The organism is Caballeronia insecticola (assembly GCF_000402035.1).
In the GTDB taxonomy this organism is placed as follows: domain Bacteria; phylum Pseudomonadota; class Gammaproteobacteria; order Burkholderiales; family Burkholderiaceae; genus Caballeronia; species Caballeronia insecticola.
The window spans coordinates 2138587-2158296 of record NC_021287.1; the positions used below are offsets into that span (position 1 = coordinate 2138587).

17 protein-coding genes are annotated in these 19710 nt (G+C 63.0%); 1 reads left to right on the forward strand and 16 read right to left on the reverse strand.

Translation table 11 applies throughout. The features are described 5' to 3' along the window. Positions 1-30 precede the first annotated feature (30 nt). The gene (gene mltB, locus BRPE64_RS09920) at positions 31-1203 is read left to right on the forward strand and encodes a lytic murein transglycosylase B (RefSeq protein ID WP_016345961.1); all 1173 of its coding nucleotides are present in this window, start codon (positions 31-33) and stop codon (positions 1201-1203) included. 83 nt (positions 1204-1286) lie between these two features. Here the strand turns inward: mltB and cysM are convergent, their stop codons facing one another. The 16 genes from cysM to gyrA form a co-directional block, all read right to left on the reverse strand. Then, the gene (gene cysM / locus BRPE64_RS09925) at positions 1287-2189 is read right to left on the reverse strand and encodes a cysteine synthase CysM (RefSeq protein ID WP_016345962.1); all 903 of its coding nucleotides are present in this window, start codon (positions 2187-2189) and stop codon (positions 1287-1289) included. Between the two features lie 272 nt (positions 2190-2461). After that, positions 2462-2857: a ComEA family DNA-binding protein gene (locus tag BRPE64_RS09930; protein ID WP_016345963.1), complete on the reverse strand. Its 396-nt coding sequence runs from the start codon at positions 2855-2857 to the stop codon at positions 2462-2464. Between the two features lie 74 nt (positions 2858-2931). Beyond that, a complete protein-coding gene (gene rfaD, locus BRPE64_RS09935; protein ID WP_016345964.1) occupies positions 2932-3924 on the reverse strand; it encodes an ADP-glyceromanno-heptose 6-epimerase in 993 nt (330 codons plus the stop codon). Positions 3925-3931: 7 nt separating this feature from the next. Further along, entirely contained in the window at positions 3932-4906 is a 975-nt protein-coding gene (gene rfaE1 / locus BRPE64_RS09940; RefSeq protein WP_051180333.1) for a D-glycero-beta-D-manno-heptose-7-phosphate kinase, read from the reverse strand. Next, positions 4872-6275 carry a UDP-glucose dehydrogenase family protein gene (locus BRPE64_RS09945; RefSeq protein WP_016345966.1) on the reverse strand — a complete coding sequence of 468 codons (1404 nt, stop codon included), beginning with the start codon at positions 6273-6275 and terminating at the stop codon, positions 4872-4874. The genes rfaE1 and BRPE64_RS09945 overlap by 35 nt, the downstream gene beginning before the upstream one ends. Positions 6276-6357: 82 nt before the next feature. After that, positions 6358-7533: a lipopolysaccharide assembly protein LapB gene (gene lapB, locus BRPE64_RS09950; protein WP_016345967.1), complete on the reverse strand. Its 1176-nt coding sequence runs from the start codon at positions 7531-7533 to the stop codon at positions 6358-6360. Positions 7534-7575: 42 nt separating this feature from the next. Next, positions 7576-7869, reverse strand: a complete 294-nt coding sequence (locus BRPE64_RS09955; protein WP_016345968.1) for a LapA family protein — start codon at positions 7867-7869, stop codon at positions 7576-7578. Positions 7870-8184: 315 nt separating this feature from the next. Then, complete coding sequence (locus tag BRPE64_RS09960) at positions 8185-8514, reverse strand: integration host factor subunit beta (protein ID WP_008342376.1); 330 nt, start codon at positions 8512-8514, stop codon at positions 8185-8187. A 22-nt stretch (positions 8515-8536) separates the two neighbouring features. Then, the gene (gene rpsA / locus BRPE64_RS09965) at positions 8537-10267 is read right to left on the reverse strand and encodes a 30S ribosomal protein S1 (protein WP_173405440.1); all 1731 of its coding nucleotides are present in this window, start codon (positions 10265-10267) and stop codon (positions 8537-8539) included. A 148-nt stretch (positions 10268-10415) separates the two neighbouring features. Beyond that, the gene (gene cmk, locus BRPE64_RS09970; protein WP_044041475.1) at positions 10416-11096 is read right to left on the reverse strand and encodes a (d)CMP kinase; all 681 of its coding nucleotides are present in this window, start codon (positions 11094-11096) and stop codon (positions 10416-10418) included. A 75-nt stretch (positions 11097-11171) separates the two neighbouring features. Next, entirely contained in the window at positions 11172-12476 is a 1305-nt protein-coding gene (gene aroA, locus BRPE64_RS09975) for a 3-phosphoshikimate 1-carboxyvinyltransferase (RefSeq protein ID WP_016345971.1), read from the reverse strand. A gap of 10 nt (positions 12477-12486) precedes the next feature. After that, on the reverse strand, positions 12487-13413 hold the full coding sequence (locus BRPE64_RS09980; RefSeq protein ID WP_016345972.1) for a prephenate dehydrogenase: 927 nt from the start codon (positions 13411-13413) through the stop codon (positions 12487-12489). A gap of 76 nt (positions 13414-13489) precedes the next feature. After that, the gene (pheA, locus tag BRPE64_RS09985) at positions 13490-14572 is read right to left on the reverse strand and encodes a prephenate dehydratase (protein ID WP_016345973.1); all 1083 of its coding nucleotides are present in this window, start codon (positions 14570-14572) and stop codon (positions 13490-13492) included. A gap of 39 nt (positions 14573-14611) precedes the next feature. Further along, positions 14612-15694 (reverse strand): 3-phosphoserine/phosphohydroxythreonine transaminase, encoded by a 1083-nt coding sequence (serC, locus tag BRPE64_RS09990; RefSeq protein ID WP_016345974.1) that lies wholly within the window; start codon positions 15692-15694, stop codon positions 14612-14614. A 197-nt stretch (positions 15695-15891) separates the two neighbouring features. Beyond that, positions 15892-16500, reverse strand: coding sequence for a DUF2059 domain-containing protein (locus tag BRPE64_RS09995; RefSeq protein WP_044042100.1), 609 nt, complete (start codon positions 16498-16500; stop codon positions 15892-15894). 176 nt (positions 16501-16676) lie between these two features. Then, positions 16677-19331, reverse strand: coding sequence for a DNA gyrase subunit A (gene gyrA, locus BRPE64_RS10000; protein WP_044041476.1), 2655 nt, complete (start codon positions 19329-19331; stop codon positions 16677-16679). Between the last annotated feature and the right edge of the window lie 379 nt (positions 19332-19710).

Sequence of the window (19710 nt, forward strand, 5' to 3'; positions counted from 1 at the left end):
ATCGCCCCAACCGCCCCAACCCCGCACACTATGACTTTCCAGTTTGCTTCGCTCGACCTCACCGCGCCCACCCGGCCGATCAGGCGCGCGTTCTTCGCTTCCCTCTTCTGCGCGCTCGGCCTGCTGTCCAGCACCGGCAGCTTTGCGCAGTCGCAGCAACCGCAATCCTCGACATCGCAAGGGCAGGTGTTCGAGGAAGAAATCGTGCCGCAGCGTTACGCGAACAATCCGAATGTCGATGCGTTCATCAACGACATGGTCGCCCGCTACGACTTCGATTCGGCCGCGCTGCACGACCTGTTCGGCCGCGTCAGTTATTCGGCTACCGCGGCGAAGCTCGTGCTGCCGTCGCCGACACCTTCGGCCAAGAACTGGCGTGCGTATCAGTCGCGCTTCATCGAGCCTATTCGCATCAACGCGGGCGTGAAGTTCTGGCGCGCGAACCAGGCGACGCTGCAACGCGCCGCCACGCAATTCGGTGTGCCGCCGGAGGTCATCGTCGGGATCATCGGCGTGGAGACCATCTACGGCCGCTTCATGGGCAACTTCCGCGCGCTCGATGTGCTGACCACGCTCACCTTCGATTATCCGAACACGCCGAATCGCATCGAGCGCATGGCGACCTTCCGCAAGAATCTGGAAGACCTGCTCGTGTGGACGCGCGATTCGCAGATCGATCCGACCACCGTGCTCGGTTCGTACACGGGCGCGATCGGCATTCCGCAGTTCCTGCCGAGCAGCATCGTGCAATACGCGGTCGATTACGACGGCAACAGCCGCATCGATCTGCGCGCGAGCCCGGCGGACGCCATCGGCAGCGTCGCGAACTATCTGAAGCAGAACGGCTGGGAGCCGGGCCGGCCGGTCGTGTGGCGCATTGCGGGCGATGTCGGCAGTCAGGGTATTGCGCAGGCGGCGGCGGACGGTTCGCCGGAGCCGCACTGGTCGCTCGCGCAGTTGACCAAGGCCGGCATGCTGCTCAACGAACCGGGCCTGAACATCGAGGCCGAAGCGCCGACGCCGCTCACCGTAGTCGATTTGCCGACGCCCGGCCGCGCGACCGAATACACGCTCGGGCTGAAGAACTTCTACGCGCTCACGCGTTACAACCGCAGCTTCTTCTATGCGCTCGCGGTCTATCAGCTCGGCGAGGCGGTGAAGGCGCGCATGATCGCGGGCGATACGGGCACGAATCCGCAATAGTTGTCGCGCTCGTTTTCAAAAGCAAAACCCCGGCGCGCCGGGGTTTTTTCATGGCGCAAGCCGATGCACGCCGATGCAAACGCTCAGGCGGGAAACACGCCCGTCGACAGATAGCGGTCGCCGCGATCGCACACGACGAACACGATCGTCGCGTTTTCGACCTGACGCGCGATGCGCAGCGCGACTTCGCACGCGCCGCCCGACGAAATGCCCGCGAAAATGCCTTCCACCGATGCGAGGCGCCGCGCCATGGCCTCCGACGCCGCCTGACTCACGTTCTCGACGCGATCCACGCGGCTGCGGTCGAAAATCTTCGGCAGATACGCTTCCGGCCACTTGCGAATGCCCGGAATGCGCGAGCCTTCTTCCGGCTGCGCGCCGATGATCTCGATCTTCTCGTTCTGCTCCTTCAGGTACGTCGACACGCCCATGATCGTGCCGGTCGTGCCCATCGACGAAACGAAGTGCGTGATCTGCCCGTCCGTCTGACGCCACAATTCCGGGCCGGTGCCTTCGTAATGCGCGAGCGGGTTGTCGGGATTCGCGAACTGATCGAGGATAATGCCGCGGCCATCGCGCTGCATTTGATCGGCGAGATCGCGCGCGTATTCCATGCCGCCCGTCACCGGCGTCAGCACGATTTCCGCGCCGTACGCCGCCATGCTTTGACGGCGCTCGACCGACAGATCTTCCGGCATGAGCAGCACCATCTTGTAGCCGCGCATCGCCGCGGCCATTGCGAGCGCGATGCCGGTGTTGCCGCTCGTTGCTTCGATGAGCGTATCGCCCGGCTTGATGCGGCCGCGCTCCTCAGCTTTCCTGATCATCGACGAGGCCGGGCGGTCCTTCACCGAACCCGCCGGATTATTGCCTTCGAGCTTGCCCAGGACGATGTTGTTGCGGCTGCGGATTTCGTCGTCCACGATGCGGACGAGTTGCACGAGCGGCGTATTGCCGATCGTGTCTTCGATAGTCATGTAAGCCATATGCGGAGCGGATTCGTGTCCCACGGGACGACGCTTCGGCGAGCGTTTGTCGCGGGATTTCGATATAGGGATTCGCCGATTGTAGCCCAGCGGTTCCTGCAGCGCCGGTGCGCCCCTGCTGCGCGGATGGATTGCCGAGCGCGGCGAAAGTTGTCCGACGGATCCGGCGCGCGCAAAAAACCCGCGGAGCGGCAGTCCGCGGGGAGCCCAAACCATCCGAAGGCTGAAGGAGAGCTTTCGACGCGCCGTGCACCGGAGCGCGCAGGTCGTCCCTACTTTTTCACGACGACCGGCCTCGCCGACGCGGACGCCGAAACCGGCGTGGCGACGGCCGAGTTCGCCGCGCCGGGCGGTGCGGCATTACCGGGTGGCGCGGGCGATACGGCCGCCGTTTTCGGCGCGGCGCCTACCGTGAGCCCTTCCGCTTCGAGACGCTGTACGGTCTTGCCGCCCAGGCCCTTCACGCGCGTGCCGAGATCGCTCGCGTCCTTGAACGGACCGTGTGCCTGACGTTCGTCGAGAATGGCTTTGGCCTTCGCCGGACCGATGCCCTTGATGCCCCGCAGCGCATCGACATTGGCGGTGTTGACGTCGACAGCCGCGAACGCCGAACCGATGGAAAGGAACAGCGCGAGCGCGGCGAGCGACGAGCGTGCTTGCTTGAACATGACTGAGTCTCCGTGAAGAACCGGCCGGCGACGCGCCAGCCGTGAGACCCAGTGTAGTGAGAGGCGAACCGCGTTTATAGCTGGCCGAATAGCCAACGCACGTAGCGATCCACGCCTTCCTGAACGGTCAGAAAAGGCGCATCGTAACCCGCCGCGCGCAGGCGCGATTGGTCCGCTTGCGTAAAGCACTGGTACTTGCCGCGCAACGCATCGGGAAACGGAATGTACTCGATGAGCCCGCGCTGCACGAGTTCCGCGAGCGAGAGCGCCGCCTCGCCGTTCTGCGCGCGCAGCGAGTTGACGACCGTCGATGCGATATCGTTGAACGGCTGCGCGCGTCCGGTGCCGAGATTGAAGATGCCCGACTTCTCCGGATGATCGAAGAAGAACAGGTTCACCTTCACGACGTCTTCGACCGAGATGAAATCGCGCGTCTGCTCGCCCGCCGCGTAGCCGTTGTATTCGCCGAAGAGCTTGACCTTGCCTTCGGAACGGAACTGATTGAAGTTGTGGAACGCGACCGACGCCATGCGCCCCTTGTGCGTTTCACGCGGCCCGTACACGTTGAAGTAGCGAAAGCCGACGATCTGACTCGACGCCTTCGGCTGCACCTGACGCACGATCTGATCGAAGAGAAACTTCGAATAGCCGTAGACGTTGAGCGGCTTTTCATATTCGCGCTCTTCGACGAAACGGCTCGATCCGCCATACGTCGCCGCCGACGACGCATACAGAAACTGCGCGCCCTGTGCGAGGCACGCGTCCATCACGTCGCGGCTGTAGCGGAAGTTGTTGTCCATCATGTAGCGGCCGTCGGTTTCCATCGTGTCCGAACAGGCGCCTTCGTGAAACACCGCGCGCACGCGGCCGAAATCGCCGCGCTTGAAGCGTTCGACGAACTCGGTCTTGTCGAGGTAATCGTCGATTTCGCAGTCGACGAGATTCTTGAACTTGTCCGCGCGCGTGAGATTGTCCACCGCGATCACGCGTTGCTCGCCGCGCTCGTTGAGCGCCTTCACGATATTGCTGCCGATGAACCCGGCCGCGCCGGTCACGATAATGGTCATATTGAGCTCAAGCGAAGAGTTCGTTGTAGTCGACGGTCGCCGTGCCGAGTTTGCCCACCACGATGCCCGCCGCGCGATTCGCATAGACGATCGAGTCGACGAGCGGCACGCCCGCGCCCAGCATGGTCGCGACCGTTGCGATGACGGTGTCGCCCGCGCCCGAGACGTCGAACACTTCGCGCGCCTCAGCCTGCGTGTGCAGCACCTGATTCTCCGTGAAAAGAGTCATGCCTTCTTCGGAACGCGTAAGCAGCAGCGCGCTCAGTTCGAGTTCCGCGCGCAGTTTCGTCACGCGTTCGTGCAGGTCTTCTTCTGACTTCCATTGCCCGATCACTTCGCGCAGTTCGGCGCGGTTCGGCGTGATCAGCGTGGCGCCGCGATAACGGTCCCAGTCGTCGCCCTTCGGATCGACGAGCACGGGTTTGCCGGCACGCTTCGCCTCCGCGATCATCTGCGTGACGTGCGTGAGGCCGCCCTTCGCGTAATCGGACATGAGGATGACGTCGTGCTGCGGCAGGATATCCGTGAAGCGCGCGAGGCACGCGCGCAGCACTTCGTGATTCGGCGTGTTCTCGAAATCGACGCGCAACAACTGCTGCTGGCGCGAGAGCACGCGCAGCTTGATGGTCGTGAGCAGTTCGGGATCGCGTTCGAGATGCGCCGCCACCTTGCTCTCGCCCAGCAATTCGACGATGCGCTCGCCCGGCTCGTCGTGCCCGACCACGCACAGCAGTCCCGCCTGCGCGCCGAGCGCCGCCGCGTTGCGCGCGACGTTGGCCGCGCCGCCCAGGCGGTCTTCCTTCCTCTGCACGTGCACGACCGGCACGGGCGCTTCGGGCGAGATGCGATTGACATCGCCGAACCAGTAGCGGTCGAGCATCACATCGCCGACCACGAGTACGCGTGCCGCGGCGACACGCGCGCGCGGCACGACGGGAATGTCGGCCTTAGCTGCGGCTGCCGTTGCGGTCGAGTTCGACATGGGGACGTCCTATTGCGTAATAGTCGATGCCGAGTTCGGACATCGATTCCGGTTCATACAGATTGCGACCGTCGAAGATCACCGGCGTCTTCAGTTCGCTCTTCAAGTGCCCGAAGTCCGGGCTCTTGAACTCCTTCCATTCGGTCACGATGACAAGCGCATCCGCGCCCGTCAACGCGTCCTGTTGCGTCTTCATGAAGTGCAGGCGCTTCATGTCGTCGGGGCGATCGGCGAGATCGAGCGCGAGCACGCGCTCCGCTTCCTCGCGCGCCACCGGATCGTACGCGCGCACGCTGGCGCCGCGCTGCAAAAGCGCCTCGATGATGCGCCGGCTCGACGCCTCGCGCATGTCGTCGGTATTGGGCTTGAATGCGAGGCCCCACACGGCGAATGTGCGCCCGCGCAGATCCTCGCCCATACGCTTCACGATCTTGTTGACGAGCACTTCCTTCTGGTCGTGATTGACCGCTTCGACCGCTTCGAGCACCCGCAGCGTGTGGCCGTTTTCGCGCGCCGTCTGCGCGAGCGCCTGCACGTCCTTCGGGAAGCACGAGCCGCCATAACCGCAGCCCGCATAGAGGAAGTGATAGCCGATGCGCGGATCCGAGCCGATGCCGCGCCGCACCGATTCGATATCGGCGCCGACCGTATCCGCGAGATTCGACAAATCGTTCATGAACGAGATGCGCGTCGCGAGCATCGCGTTGGCGGCGTATTTGGTGAATTCGGCCGAGCGCACGTCCATGTACAGCGTGCGTTCGTGATTGCGGTTGAACGGCGCGTACAGCCGCTTCATCTTTTCGCGTGCGATGTCGCCCGCGCGGTCGTCGTCGAGACCGATGACGATGCGGTCCGGGCGCATGAAGTCGTCGACGGCCGCGCCTTCCTTCAGAAACTCCGGATTCGAGACGACCGAAAAGCCGTGCTTGTCCGAACCTTCGAGCCCGCGCGCCTTCAACTCTTCCTCGACGACGCGCCTCACCTGCAACGCGGTGCCGACCGGCACGGTCGATTTATCGACGATCACCTTGAAGCCGTTCGAATAGCGCCCGATGTTGCGCGCCGCGGCGAGCACATATTGCAGGTCCGCGGAGCCGTCTTCGTCAGGCGGCGTGCCGACCGCGATGAACTGGATCTCACCGTGTTCGACGGCGGCCTTCACATCGGTGGAGAACTGGATGCGGCCCGCCGCCCGCGTGCGCTTCAGCATTTCCTGAAGGCCCGGTTCGTGGATCGGCACGCCGCCATTGTTGAGAATTTCGATCTTGCGCGGATCGACGTCCAGGCAAAATACGTCATTGCCGATTTCGGCGAGACAGGCGCCGGTCACAAGACCGACGTAACCCGTGCCGACGATAGTAACTTTCATACGCTTTCCGGTGGTTTCTGAAATGCCGGTGGCGCGAGCGGCGCAGTGACGCGCTGCTCGCGATCACACGTTCCGCGCGGGCTCAGGCCGAACTCGTGATCGGCTCGACGCGGCGCGGCGCGTACGTTTCCCAGCCGCTGCAGCCGGGGCATTGCCAATAGAATAGCCGCGCGCGGAAGCCACAAGTTTGACACGTGTAGCGGGGCAGATTCTTGGTGCGCTGTTTCACCAGATTACGCATCAGTTCAAGCTCGCCGCGGCGCGGTTCCTCGGCGGTCGCTTCCTGCGCTTCGAGCAGACGCGTCATGCCGGCGAGATTCGGCGCGTCCTGCATCTGTCGCCGCGCGAGGGCGTGGGCTGCATCGAGGCCGCGCAGTTCCTGCACATGCTTGTACGCGACATCGAGCAGATCGTTCGACGGATAACGGGTCGCATAATCGATCAGCAGATCGACGCCCTCTTCCTTGCGTTCGAGCGCGGCATACGCCTTCATCAGCTTCTCGGCGACGAGCGGCAGATACGCCTCATTCTGCGCCTCGACACGCTTCCAGTGCGCGATGGCGGCCTCGAGATGGCCCGAAGCGGCTTCGACGTCGCCCGCCAGAATGGTCGCGCGCACGTTGTCCGGATTCGACGCCAGTGCGAGCGCAAGCTCGGCGCGCGCGCCATCCGGGTTCTTGCGCTGCAGCGCTTCCTGCGCGAGTTCGCAATGAAAATGCGCGATCTCCATATGCAGCGACGGCGCGCCCATCTTCTCGATCTGCTCGGCGGCTGTGATCGACTTCGGCCAGTCTTTTTCGATTTCGTAAATGGTCAGCAGCGCGCGCTTCGCCCCGAGCGAATACTCGCCCGAATCGAGCGAGCGGAATGTCTCTTCGGCGCGGTCCAGCAGGCCCGCCTTCAGAAAGTCCTGCCCCAGTTCGTAAAGCGCGTGATCGCGCTCGGCGACCGGCAGATCGGCGCGGCTCAAAAGATTCTGATGCACGCGGATCGCCCGATCGGTTTCGCCGCGGCGCCTGAACAGATTGCCGAGCGCGAAGTGCAGTTCGATGGTTTCGGGATCGAGCTTGGCGACTTCGATGAACGCATCGATCGCCTTGTCGTGTTGCTCGTTGAGCAGGAAATTCAGGCCGCGAAAGTACGAGCGCGGCAGATTCGCATTTTCGGATAGCAGCGTTTTCAGGTCATAGCGGGCCGCAATCCACCCGAATGCGAACGCAACGGGAATGACAAGCAGCCACCAGAAGTCTAGATCCATGCGATTAGTCGATGAGGGTTAGGTGTCTGCCGGCGCGTGGCCTCAGATGAGCGGTGGCATCGGCGGCTCTTCCTTCACCACGGGCGTCTCGCGCGCCGCGCGCAGCTCGCGCTTCAGGCGCCCGTTCTCCATGCGCAGACGCACCATGGACGGCACCGCGGATACGAGCCCGGCCAGCAAGCCGACGACGAAAAACGCCAGCCCGATCAGAATCAGCGGCGCCTGCCAGGCGTACCCTGCGAGGAAGTTCAGCGTTGCCATCTGGGTATTGGCCAGCGCCAGCACCAGCAGCAACACGAACACCAGAACGCGGATCAGCCAGACGATAAATTTCATGTAGGTCTCGCAAGAGCGGTTGCACGGGCGGCCGTCTTTTCGGAGGCGGCAAGCTGCGCGTGTTACCCAGGTCAAAGTGACCGGTATTGTAATTGATGCTCCTCAGCACAGACAGGCGCGTGCTCCCGGCGCGCTGATTCGGCCAAGTATTTCAGCAAGCCTCGCACCCGTCGCGCGGCAAAATCCCGCGCATAAAAAAAAGCACCCCGAAGGGTGCTTTCCTGGTCGCTTTCCGAGTGGTCTTGCGACGCGGCCTGACGATGCGGGCCGACGAATATAGCGATGCGCAGATTCATCGGTCACGCTGCGCGGAGATCAGAGATCGTCCGCATCGTCGTCGTTCGACGCCTTGAGCGGCTCGCCCGCGCGGCCATCGACACGTTCGCGCAATTCCTTGCCCGGCTTGAAGTGCGGCACGAATTTCTCCGGTACCAGCACCTTCTCACCCGACTTGGGATTACGCCCGACGCGCGACGGACGACGATTGAGCCCAAAGCTGCCGAAGCCGCGTATCTCGATGCGGTGACCGTTGGCCAGAGCCTCCGACATCGCATCGAGCATCGTCTTCACCGCGAAATCCGCATCCTTGAGGACAAGTTGCGGAAATCGCGACGCCAACTGGGCGACCAATTCCGATTTGGTCATACTTCAGCTTGCCGTTAAGGGCTTAGCTGTTCTGGCCGTCGAGCTTGGCCTTGAGCAGCGCGCCGAGGTTGGTCGTGCCGGTCGCGGCGGCGTTCGAGTCGCCCTGCAGGCTGCGCATGGCTTCCTGCTGTTCGGCCGAATCCTTCGCCTTGATCGACAGGTTGATGCCACGCGACTTGCGATCGATGTTGATGATCATCGCGTTGACCTTGTCGCCTTCCTTCAGCACATTGCGCGCATCTTCCACGCGGTCTTGTGCGATTTCCGAAGCACGCAGATAGCCTTCCACTTCGCCGGACAGCGTGACGACAGCACCCTTCGGGTCGACCGACTTCACGACGCCGTCCACAATGGCGCCCTTGTCGTTCATTGCAACGAAGTTGTTGAACGGATCGCCTTCGAGCTGCTTGATGCCGAGCGAAATGCGTTCCTTGTCCACGTCGATGCCCAGAACCACGGCTTCGACTTCGTCGCCCTTCTTGTACTTGCGCACGGCTTCTTCGCCGGTTTCCGACCACGACAGATCCGACAGGTGAACCAGACCGTCGATGCCGCCAGGCAGACCGATGAACACGCCGAAGTCGGTGATCGACTTGATGCCGCCGCTGATCTTGTCGCCCTTCTTGAAGTTGCGGCTGAAGTCATCCCACGGATTCGGCTTGCACTGCTTCATGCCGAGCGAGATACGGCGGCGGTCTTCGTCGATTTCGAGAACCATGACTTCGACTTCGTCGCCCAGCTGAACAACCTTCGACGGCGCAACGTTCTTGTTGGTCCAGTCCATTTCCGACACGTGGACCAGGCCTTCGATGCCCGATTCCACTTCGACGAATGCGCCGTAGTCGGTGATGTTGGTGACCTTACCGAACAGACGCGTGCCCGACGGGTAACGGCGCGAGATGCCTTCCCACGGATCGTCGCCCAGTTGCTTGATGCCGAGCGAGACGCGGTTCTTCTCTTGGTCGAACTTGAGGATCTTGGCGGTGACTTCCTGGCCAACCGACAGAACTTCCGACGGGTGACGCACGCGACGCCATGCGATGTCGGTGATGTGCAGCAGGCCGTCGATACCGCCCAGGTCCACGAACGCGCCGTAGTCGGTGATGTTCTTGACCACGCCTTCCACGATCGCGCCTTCCTTCAGCGTTTCGAGCAGCTTTGCGCGCTCTTCGCCTTGCGTGGCTTCGATCACGGCGCGGCGCGACAGCACCACGTTGTTACGCTTGCGGTCGAGCTTGATGACGCGGAATTCGAGCGTCTTGCCTTCGTACGGCGTCGTGTCCTTGACGGGACGCGTGTCGACCAGCGAACCCGGCAGGAACGCGCGGATGCCGTTGACCATCACGGTCATGCCGCCCTTGACCTTGCCCGTGATCGTGCCGGTCACGAGTTCGTTGTTGTCGAGTGCCTTTTCCAGCGACAGCCACGAAGCCAGGCGCTTCGCCTTGTCGCGCGACAGGATGGTGTCGCCATAGCCGTTTTCCAGCGCGTCGATCGCGACGGAAACGAAGTCGCCCGCCTGCACTTCCACTTCACCCGCGTCGTTCAGGAATTCTTCGAGCGGAATATAGGCTTCGGACTTGAGACCAGCGTTGACGACCACGAAGTTGTGGTCGACACGCACGACTTCGGCGGAGATCACTTCGCCGGCGCGCATGTCCTGCTTGGTCAGCGACTCTTCGAACAGAGCCGCGAAAGATTCGGTATTCGGGGTGGAGGTTTGCAGGTCGGACATAAAAATCGATATTTGCACAGCGCTTGCGCGGTGGTCCGCGGATTTTTCCGCGTGATGACCGGTGAAACGCAAAGCCGTACGGGGTTAAAGGGTTTAACACACGTCCCGCCTCCCGGCGGAACACCTTGCTTCCGGGGTGAGCCGGACTTCTCTACAACAACTACTTCTACACGCGAACTTCGCTATACCAGCCGATGATCTGCTCGACCGTTTGATCGATCGACAGAGCGGACGTGTCCAGCGTCTTCGCGTCCGCTGCGGCCTTGAGCGGCGCGGATTTCCGGTTTGTGTCCCGGGAGTCGCGCTCGCGCAAATCTCGCAGCAAGTCATCCATATTAGCAGAAAAACCTTTTTGCATCAATTGCTTATACCGTCTGGCCGCGCGTGCCTCGGCGCTCGCCGTCAAAAACACTTTCAGCGTGGCGTCGGGAAAGATCACGGTGCCCATATCGCGGCCGTCGGCGACCAAGCCCGGACGCTTGCGGAAAGCCCGCTGGCGCGCGACGAGCGCCTGCCGCACTTCGGGATGAACGGCGATCGCCGACGCGCGATTGCCCACCTGTTCGGCGCGGATTTCGCCCGAGACGTCGGCGCCGTCGAGTTGCGCGCAGCCTTCGCGGAACGTGATATGGAGCGCCTCGATCAGCTTTGCAAGGCCGGCCGCGTTGTCCCGGTCGATGTCGTAACGGATGCTGGCGAGCGCCGCCAGCCGGTACAGAGCGCCGCTGTCGAGCAGGTGAAAGCCCAAGGTCGCCGCGACGAGCGCCGCGACCGTGCCTTTGCCCGACGCCGTCGGCCCGTCGATGGTAATTACTGGAGTGGGGTCGAATGGGCGGGTCGGTTTCATTTCACCTGGCCGTTCTGGCCCGTTATGACTGTCGTTGAGTTCAAATGCATCGCGTTTCACGGTACAGCGCTCCCATTACGCAGTGACGAGCGTCGCGAAACGGTCGAAGTAATCCGGGAAGGTCTTGTTCACGCACTTCGGATCGTTGATGCGCACCGGCACGTGTCCGAGGCTCACGAGCGAGAAGCACATGGCCATGCGGTGATCGTCGTAAGTGTCGATCGCGGCGTTCGGCGTAAGTTGCGCGGGCGGCGTGACGACGAGATAGTCCGCGCCCTCCTCCACGGTCGCGCCGACCTTGCGCAGTTCGGCCGCCATCGCGGCGATGCGGTCGGTTTCCTTCACGCGCCAGCTCGCGATGTTGCGCAGCGTGCTCGTGCCGCTCGCGAAGAGCGCGGCCACCGCGATGGTCATGGCGGCGTCCGGGATCAGGTTGAAGTCCATGTCGATGGGCAGCAGCTTGCCGTCATCCGATTCGACGCCGCGCACTTCGATCCAGTCGTCGCCCATCATGACGTTCGCGCCCATGCGATTGAGCGCATCGGCGAAACCGACATCGCCCTGAATGCTCGCGCGCCCGACGCCTTCCACGCGCACCGGACCGTGGCCGATCGCGCCCGCCGCCAGAAAGTACGACGCCGACGACGCATCGCCTTCGACCATGATCGCGCCCGGCGACTTGTAGCCCGCGCCGACGGGAATCGTGAAGCGCGCCCAGCCGTCGCGCTCGACGGAAACACCGAAGCGCTCCATCAGCCGGATGGTGATATCGATGTAGGGCTTCGAGATCAGTTCGCCTTCGACTTCGATCGTCACGGGGGCGCTGCGGCCTTCGATCACGGGCAGGCTCATCAGAAGCGCCGTGAGGAACTGGCTCGACACGTCGCCGCGCACGCGGATCGGACGGTCGATCGCGATCTTCGCCGGATGGATTTTGAGCGGCGGGAAACCGTCGTTGAGTTCGTAGTCGATCGAGGCGCCGATCTGACGCAGGCCGTCGACGAGATCGCCGATCGGCCGCTCGTGCATGCGCGGCACGCCGTGCACGCGATATTCGCCGCCGTTGACGGCGAGCGCCGCGGTCAGCGGGCGCACCGCCGTGCCCGCGTTGCCGAGAAACAGTTCCGCCGATTTCGACGGGAACGCGCCGCCTGTACCGCCCACCACGACGCGCTCGCCGTCCTCACGAACCGCGACGCCGAGTGCCTTGAGCGCGGCGATCATCACGCGCGTGTCGTCGGAATCGAGCAGATTGGTGATCGACGTTTCGCCGCTCGCCAGCGCCGCGAGCAGCAGCACGCGATTCGAAATGCTCTTCGAGCCGGGCAAACGCACCGTGCCGGACGCGCGAGCGAAGGGTCCGAGATCGAGATGTTCCATGAACGTGTCCTTATTTTGCGGCGCTGTCGCCGGGCGGCGTGATTGCCCCGCGTTCCTGCCATGCCTTGCGCGCCACCCGCGAACGCGCGAACGCCGCTTCGAGCGCCGCGCCGTCCGAGGCGTCGATTGCCGCGCGAAAACGCGCCAGCACGGCGGCGTAATCGTCGAGTTCGGCGAGCAGCGCGGCGCGGTTCGCGAGACAAACGTCGCGCCACATTTCCGGGCTGGACGCCGCAATGCGCGTGAAATCGCGGAAACCGCCCGCCGCGAACGAGAATTTCAGCTCGGCGTCGGGCGAATCGAGAATCTGGTCAACGAGCGCGAACGACAGCACATGCGGCAGATGGCTCACCGACGCGAACACGCGATCGTGCTGCGCCTCGCTCATCTCGCGCACGCAGGCGCCCGTCGCGCGCCACATCGCCGCGATGCGCGCGATATCGTCCGCCGTGTTTTCGGCGAGCGGACACAGCACGACGTTGCGTTCGACGTAGAGATCCGGCAACGCGGCATCGACGCCGCTCGACTCGCGCCCGGCAATCGGATGCGCCGGCACGAACTGCGCGACACGCGCGCCGAGCGCCTCTCGCGCAGCCGCGACGACATCGCTCTTCGTGCTGCCCGCGTCGGTGACGACGGTGCGCGCATCGAGGAACGGCGCGATGCGCGCGAGCAGCGGCCCGCTTTGCGCGACCGGCGCGGCGAGCAGCACGATATCGGCGCCTTCGAGTACGCGGGCGAGCGCGGTGTCGTCATCGAGCGCGGCGGCTTCGTCGATCACGCCGAGTTCGAGCGCACGCGCGACCGATGCAGCCGAACGCCCCACGCCGACGATGCGGCCCGCGAGTCCGGCGCGCTCACGCAATGCGCGCGCGAGCGAGCCGCCGATCAGACCGACGCCGAAAATAACCAGTTTGTTGAAAGAAAACGCAGCCACGTGACATCGATAAAAATGCGTCGTCCGACGCAGTGAAACCAAGCCGCCGCGAACGCTCGCAGCGGCGACGGACCAGTCAGCGCGCGCGCGGGTACGACCCGAGAATCTTCAGGAACGCGGCTTTGCGCCCCAGTTCTTCGAGCGCGGCGGCCACGGCGGGATCGTCGCGATGGCCTTCGATATCGATATAGAAGTAGTACTCCCACGCGCCCGAGCGCGCCGGACGCGATTCGAAACGCGTCATCGAGACGCCGTGCTTCGCGAGCGGTTCGAGGAACTTGAACATTGCGCCCGCTTCGTTCGTCACCGACACGATGAGCGAGGTCTGATCGTGGCCGCTCGAACCGGTCGGCTCCTGGCCGATGATCACGAAACGCGTGCGATTGTGCGGATCGTCCTGAATCTGCGAGAACACAACGCCGAGACCGTAATGCGTGGCCGCGCGGTCGCCCGCGATCGCCGCGACGCTCGTATCGCCCACGGCCATGCGCGCGGCTTCCGCGTTGCTCGACACCGCCTGGCGCTCCAGATGCGGCGCGTGCGTCGTGAGCCAGCGCTGGCACTGCGCGAGCGCCTGCGGATGCGCGCACACGCGGGTCACGCCGTCGAGCGTGCCGGACGCCGTCAGCAAGTTGTGATGGATCGGCAGAGCGAGTTCGCCGCCAATCAGAAGCGAAGTCTGCAACAGCAGATCGAGCGTGCGCGACACCGCGCCTTCGGCCGAATTCTCGACCGGCACGACGCCGTAATGCGCCGCGCCCGCTTCGACCGAGCGGAACACTTCGTCGATCGACGGACACGGCAGCCCTTCGATCGAATGTCCGAAGTACTCGAACATCGCCTGTTCGCTATACGTGCCGACGGGACCCAGGAACGCCGCGCGGATGGTCTGTTCGAGCGCGCGGCTCGCGGCCATGATCTCGCGCCAGATCGACGCGATGTGTTCATCGGCGAGCGGCCCTTCGCTCATGTCCTGCAGGCGCGCGATGACCTGCATTTCGCGCTCGGGACGAAACACCGGCGCGTTGAAATGCTTCTTCACTTCGCCGACTTCGAGCGCGACGGATGCGCGCTGATTCAGAAGCGCGATAAGCTGCGCGTCGAGCACGTCGATGCGCTCGCGCAGCGGTTTGAGTCTTGAATTGAGATCGTCGTCCATGCGGTGCTTGAGCTGATGCGGTTAAAACAGCGAACGCGATTACGCGCTCGTCCGCTCGAATTCCTTCATGTAATCGACGAGAGCTTTGACTCCCTCGATCGGCACCGCGTTGTAGATCGATGCCCGCATGCCGCCGACGGACTTGTGGCCCTTCAGTTGCAACAGCCCGCGCGCCTTCGCGCCGGCCAGGAAATCAGGATTGCGCGATTCGTCGGCAAGGAAGAACGGCACGTTCATGCGCGAACGGTTCGCTCGCTCGACCTTGTTGACGTAGAAGCTGCTCGAATCGATGGTGTCGTAGAGCAGCCTGGCTTTCTCCACGTTGCGCGCTTCGATCGCTTCGAGCCCGCCTTGCTTCTTGAGCCACTTGAACACGAGCCCCGCGATGTAGATCGCGTAAGTGGGCGGCGTGTTGTACATCGAGTTGTTTTCCGCGACGGTCTTCCACTCGAACGCCGACGGGCAGATCGGCAGCGCGCGGTCGAGCAGGTCTTCGCGCACGATCACGACAGTCACGCCCGCCATGCCGATATTCTTCTGCGCGCCGCCGAAGAGCACGCCGTACTTGGCGATGTCCATCGGCCGCGACAGGATGTGCGAGGACGCGTCCGCGACCAGCGGGATATTACCCAGATCGGGAATTTCGAACGCCTCGACGCCGTCGATGGTTTCGTTCGAGCACAGATGCACGTACGCCGGATCGTCCGAAAGTTGCCATTCGCCGATGGCCGGCACGCGCGTGAAACCCTGCTCCGTCTTGCCGCTCGCGGCGAGATGCGGCGTGCCGTATTTTTGCGCTTCCTTGAACGATTTCGTCGACCATGAACCGGTCACGACAAAGTCGGCGGTCTTTTTCGCGCCGAGCAGGTTCATCGGCACGATGGCGTTCTCGCCAATGCCGCCGCCCTGCAAAAACAGAATGCGGTGCGACGCGGGCACGTTCAGAAGTTCGCGCAGATCGGTGAGCGCGGCTTCGTGGATCGACATGAATTCGGCGCCGCGGTGGCTCATTTCCATCACGCTCATGCCGCTGCCTTGCCAGTCGAGCATTTCATCGGCTGCTTGCCGAAGGACTTCTTCTGGCATCGCGGCGGGGCCGGCGGAGAAATTGAACACGCGCATCTGTGGATCCCGAATTCTCGAAAGGCAGGCGCGAATGGAACGGCGAACGAACGATTACCGCGGCTTTTTCACGCCCGAAAAAGAAATGGCTGCTTGCGCTCGCGCGCAAACAGCCATTATCGCACTGTCCTGAAAACCCGCCAATGCGCGGGGCGGCGAGCCCCGGTCAGCGGATGATTCTCAGGACGCCAGCGTGCTTACTTGCCCGGCTTGACGCTCGCCACTTCCTGGTCGGCTTGCGTGCGCGTTGCCTTGATGGCTTGCGGCATGTACTTCTGCATCAGACCGTTCACGACGTCGCGGCCAACCTGGTCCTGAACCTGGATGAACTTGCGGCCGGTCGGGCTCTTGTAGAAGTTGGTCAGATCCTTGATTTCGTCGGTCGAGTAGTACTTCGCGTATGCGTCGTACTGAGCCTGCATCGCATCCTTGCGGAACGCGTCCGTTGCGAAAACCTGACCTGCCGAGTCCACCAGCTTCGGCACTGCGTTCTTTTGCAGCGACGGCACGGCAGCTTGCTTTTGCTTGTCGTTCAGCGACTTGTTCTCGGAGAGCGCGTCCGACAGGATGGCCGGCACGAGTTGCTTCGATTGCATCTGAGCGCTGTTACCGATCGCGCCGACGAGCTTCTGCGCGTCGATAGCGTCGAGCAGATCTTTGATCGCGGCTTGCTTGGCCGGATCAACCGGTGCTGCTGCCTGCGCCGGAGCAGCCGACGCCGGCGCCTGGTTCTGGAGCGACTGGGCCATCGCGAAAGTCGGCACGAAAGCGGCCAGCAACATCCACTGCTTGAAACGTCCTTGCATCATTACTCCCTGTAAAAAATATCCAGCTCAGCACTGGCGTCGAGCTTGTGCGTTTCGGTTCGATGCCGTCCCCACACTTGGGCGAGGCTTCAGCGCCGACGACGAACTCAAGTCGCGCAGCTTAACTAATCGAAGCTTTCAAAAGCGATAACAAATAGAATTCGGCACAAAAAATATCAGGCGTTCTCTCCGCCTTCACCTTCGCCGTTCTCCGCGCCGCCCGGTGCCGCGTCCGCGCCGTTCGTGCCCGAGTCGCTTTCATCGAGCTCGGCTTCGGCTTCGGCCTCAGCAATATGCTGCAGTCCGGACAGCTTGGTTCCTTCGTCAAGGCTGATGAGTGTAACACCTTGGGTTGCACGGCCCATTTCGCGAATCTCGGACACGCGCGTGCGGATCAGCACGCCGGCGGTCGTGATCAGCATGATCTCGCTTTCCGGCTCGACGAGCGTTGCGGCGACCACGCGGCCGTTGCGCTCCGACGTCTGGATCGCGATCATACCCTTCGTGCCGCGGCCATGACGCGTGTACTCCTCGATCGGCGTGCGCTTGCCGTAGCCGTTCTCGGTAGCGGTCAGCACGGACTGGTTTTCGCCGCCGGCAACCAGCAGCGCGATAACCTGCTGCCCGTCTTCCAGTTGCATGCCGCGCACGCCGCGTGCCTCGCGGCCCATCGCGCGGACGTCGTTTTCGTCGAAGCGCACGGCCTTGCCCGAATCCGAGAACAGCATGACGTCGTGCTCGCCGTCCGTGATGGCGGCGCCGATGAGGTAATCGCCTTCATCCAGCCCGACCGCGATAATGCCCTTCTTGAGCGGGCGGCTGAATGCTTCGAGCGGCGTCTTCTTGACGGTGCCGAGCGAGGTGGCCATGAACACGTACTTGTCCGCCGAGAATTCCTTGATCGGCAGCACGACGTTGATCTTCTCGCCTTCCTGCAACGGGAACATATTGACGATCGGACGGCCGCGCGAATTGCGCGAGCCCTGCGGCACTTCGTACACCTTGATCCAGTAGACCCGGCCGCGGTTCGAGAAGCACAGCATGTGGTCGTGCGTGTTCGCGATGAAGAGCGTGTCGATCCAGTCGTCTTCCTTCATCTGCGTCGCCTGCTTGCCGCGCCCGCCGCGCTTCTGCGCGCGATATTCGGACAGCGGCTGCGACTTCACGTAACCCGAATGCGACATGGTCACGACCATTTCCTGCGGCGTGATCAGATCTTCGGTGTTGAGCTCCGTCGCGTTCATCTCGATACGCGAGCGGCGTTCGTCGCCGAACTCGGCGCGCACCTGGCCGAGTTCGTCCACGATCATCTGGCGGATCCGTTCCGGGCGCGCGAGGATGTCGAGCAAATCGGCGATTTGCGCCATCACCTCGCGATACTCGCTGACGATCTTGTCCTGTTCGAGGCCGGTCAGGCGTTGCAGGCGCATCTGCAGAATTTCCTGCGCCTGAATATCCGACAATTTATAGAGACCGTCGTCCTGAAGGCCGTACGCGGGGTTCAACCCTTCCGGGCGATACGCCAGGCGGCCGCCGAGTGCCTCGTTCTCGGTGCGCGTGAGCATTTCGCGCACGAGCGACGAATCCCAGGGGCGCGCCATCAACTCTTGCTTGGCGATCGGCGGGGTCGGCGCGGCCTTGATGATCGCGATGAAATCGTCGATGTTCGCGAGCGCCACGGCGAGACCTTCGAGCACGTGCCCGCGATCGCGCGCCTTGCGCAGTTCGTATACAGTGCGCCGCGTCAGCACTTCCCGTCGATGCGACAGGAAGCAGTCGATCATTTCCTTCAGGTTCAGCAGCTTGGGCTGGCCGTCGACGAGCGCGACCAGATTCATGCCGAAGGTGTCCTGAAGCTGCGTCTGCTTGTACAGATTGTTCAGAATGACTTCGGGCACTTCGCCGCGCTTCAGTTCGATCACGACACGCATGCCGCTCTTGTCGGACTCGTCGCGGATATCCGAAATACCCTCGATCTTCTTCTCGTTGACGAGTTCGGCGATGCGCTCGAGCAACGTGCGCTTGTTCACCTGATACGGAATTTCGTCGACGATGATCGCCATGCGCTGGCCGCGGTCGATCTCCTCAAAGTGCGTGGCCGCGCGCATCACGACGCGCCCGCGCCCCGTGCGATAACCGTCGCGCACGCCCGCGACGCCGTAGATGATGCCGGCCGTCGGGAAATCCGGCGCGGGCACGATCTCGATGAGTTCGTCGACCGTGGCTTCCGGCGTGTTCAGCAGATGCAGGCAGGCATCGACGATTTCGCGCAGATTGTGTGGCGGGATATTGGTCGCCATGCCGACCGCAATGCCGGCCGAGCCGTTGATCAGCAGATTCGGGATGCGCGCGGGCAGGACCAGCGGTTCGTTCTCGCTGCCGTCGTAGTTCGGGCCGAAGTCGACCGTTTCCTTGTCGATATCGGCGAGCAGTTCGTGGCCGATCTTCGCCATGCGGATTTCGGTGTAGCGCATGGCGGCGGCGTTGTCGCCGTCGACCGAACCGAAATTGCCCTGGCCGTCTACCAGCATGTAGCGCAGCGAGAACGGCTGCGCCATGCGAACGATGGTTTCGTAGACAGAGGCGTCGCCGTGAGGATGGTATTTACCGATGACGTCGCCGACGATACGCGCCGATTTCTTGTACGGGCGATTCCAGTCGTTGTTCAGCTCGTGCATCGAATACAGCGCCCGGCGATGCACCGGCTTCAAGCCATCGCGGACATCGGGAAGCGCGCGCCCGACGATCACGCTCATCGCGTAATCGAGATACGAACGGCGCATTTCCTCCTCGAGGGAGATTGGCAGAGTCTCTTTGGCGAATTGATCCATTATCCGTGTCTTGAACTGTGCAGCGGCGACACGACAGCGCGCTGGAATACACGCCGTACCCGCCCGCCAGCCGCGCGGCATGCCCCGGCGTGGCGCGTAGCCAACATACGCTGCATGTCTTTTTTATACACTGCGAACGCAGCGAATCATGAAATTCTAACATGCGCGACATCCCCGCCCGGACGCACCGCGTATACATAGTGTGTGTATGTCGGCGAAAGACGAAAAAGCCTGCGAAAAACCGGATCACGGAGGGCCGCTTCGCAATGCGCAACGTCGTACCAATTACTTACAAAATCAAGGGAACGAGTTCAATCTATTCGTCACCTGGGCGGGCTATGATGCCGCCTCGTCGTTTTGCCAGCCGCAAAAAACCCGG

Bases quoted from the DNA above. Each gene is read 5' to 3' on its own strand.
- mltB (WP_016345961.1), top strand. From the start codon at position 31: ATGACTTTCCAGTTTGCTTCGCTCGACCTCACCGCGCCCACCCGGCCG.
- cysM (WP_016345962.1), bottom strand. From the start codon at position 2,189: ATGGCTTACATGACTATCGAAGACACGATCGGCAATACGCCGCTCGTG.
- BRPE64_RS09930 (WP_016345963.1), bottom strand. From the start codon at position 2,857: ATGTTCAAGCAAGCACGCTCGTCGCTCGCCGCGCTCGCGCTGTTCCTT.
- rfaD (WP_016345964.1), bottom strand. From the start codon at position 3,924: ATGACCATTATCGTGACCGGCGCGGCCGGGTTCATCGGCAGCAATATC.
- rfaE1 (WP_051180333.1), bottom strand. From the start codon at position 4,906: ATGTCGAACTCGACCGCAACGGCAGCCGCAGCTAAGGCCGACATTCCC.
- BRPE64_RS09945 (WP_016345966.1), bottom strand. From the start codon at position 6,275: ATGAAAGTTACTATCGTCGGCACGGGTTACGTCGGTCTTGTGACCGGC.
- lapB (WP_016345967.1), bottom strand. From the start codon at position 7,533: ATGGATCTAGACTTCTGGTGGCTGCTTGTCATTCCCGTTGCGTTCGCA.
- BRPE64_RS09955 (WP_016345968.1), bottom strand. From the start codon at position 7,869: ATGAAATTTATCGTCTGGCTGATCCGCGTTCTGGTGTTCGTGTTGCTG.
- BRPE64_RS09960 (WP_008342376.1), bottom strand. From the start codon at position 8,514: ATGACCAAATCGGAATTGGTCGCCCAGTTGGCGTCGCGATTTCCGCAA.
- cmk (WP_044041475.1), bottom strand. From the start codon at position 11,096: ATGAAACCGACCCGCCCATTCGACCCCACTCCAGTAATTACCATCGAC.
- aroA (WP_016345971.1), bottom strand. From the start codon at position 12,476: ATGGAACATCTCGATCTCGGACCCTTCGCTCGCGCGTCCGGCACGGTG.
- pheA (WP_016345973.1), bottom strand. From the start codon at position 14,572: ATGGACGACGATCTCAATTCAAGACTCAAACCGCTGCGCGAGCGCATC.
- serC (WP_016345974.1), bottom strand. From the start codon at position 15,694: ATGCGCGTGTTCAATTTCTCCGCCGGCCCCGCCGCGATGCCAGAAGAA.
- BRPE64_RS09995 (WP_044042100.1), bottom strand. From the start codon at position 16,500: ATGCAAGGACGTTTCAAGCAGTGGATGTTGCTGGCCGCTTTCGTGCCG.
- gyrA (WP_044041476.1), bottom strand. From the start codon at position 19,331: ATGGATCAATTCGCCAAAGAGACTCTGCCAATCTCCCTCGAGGAGGAA.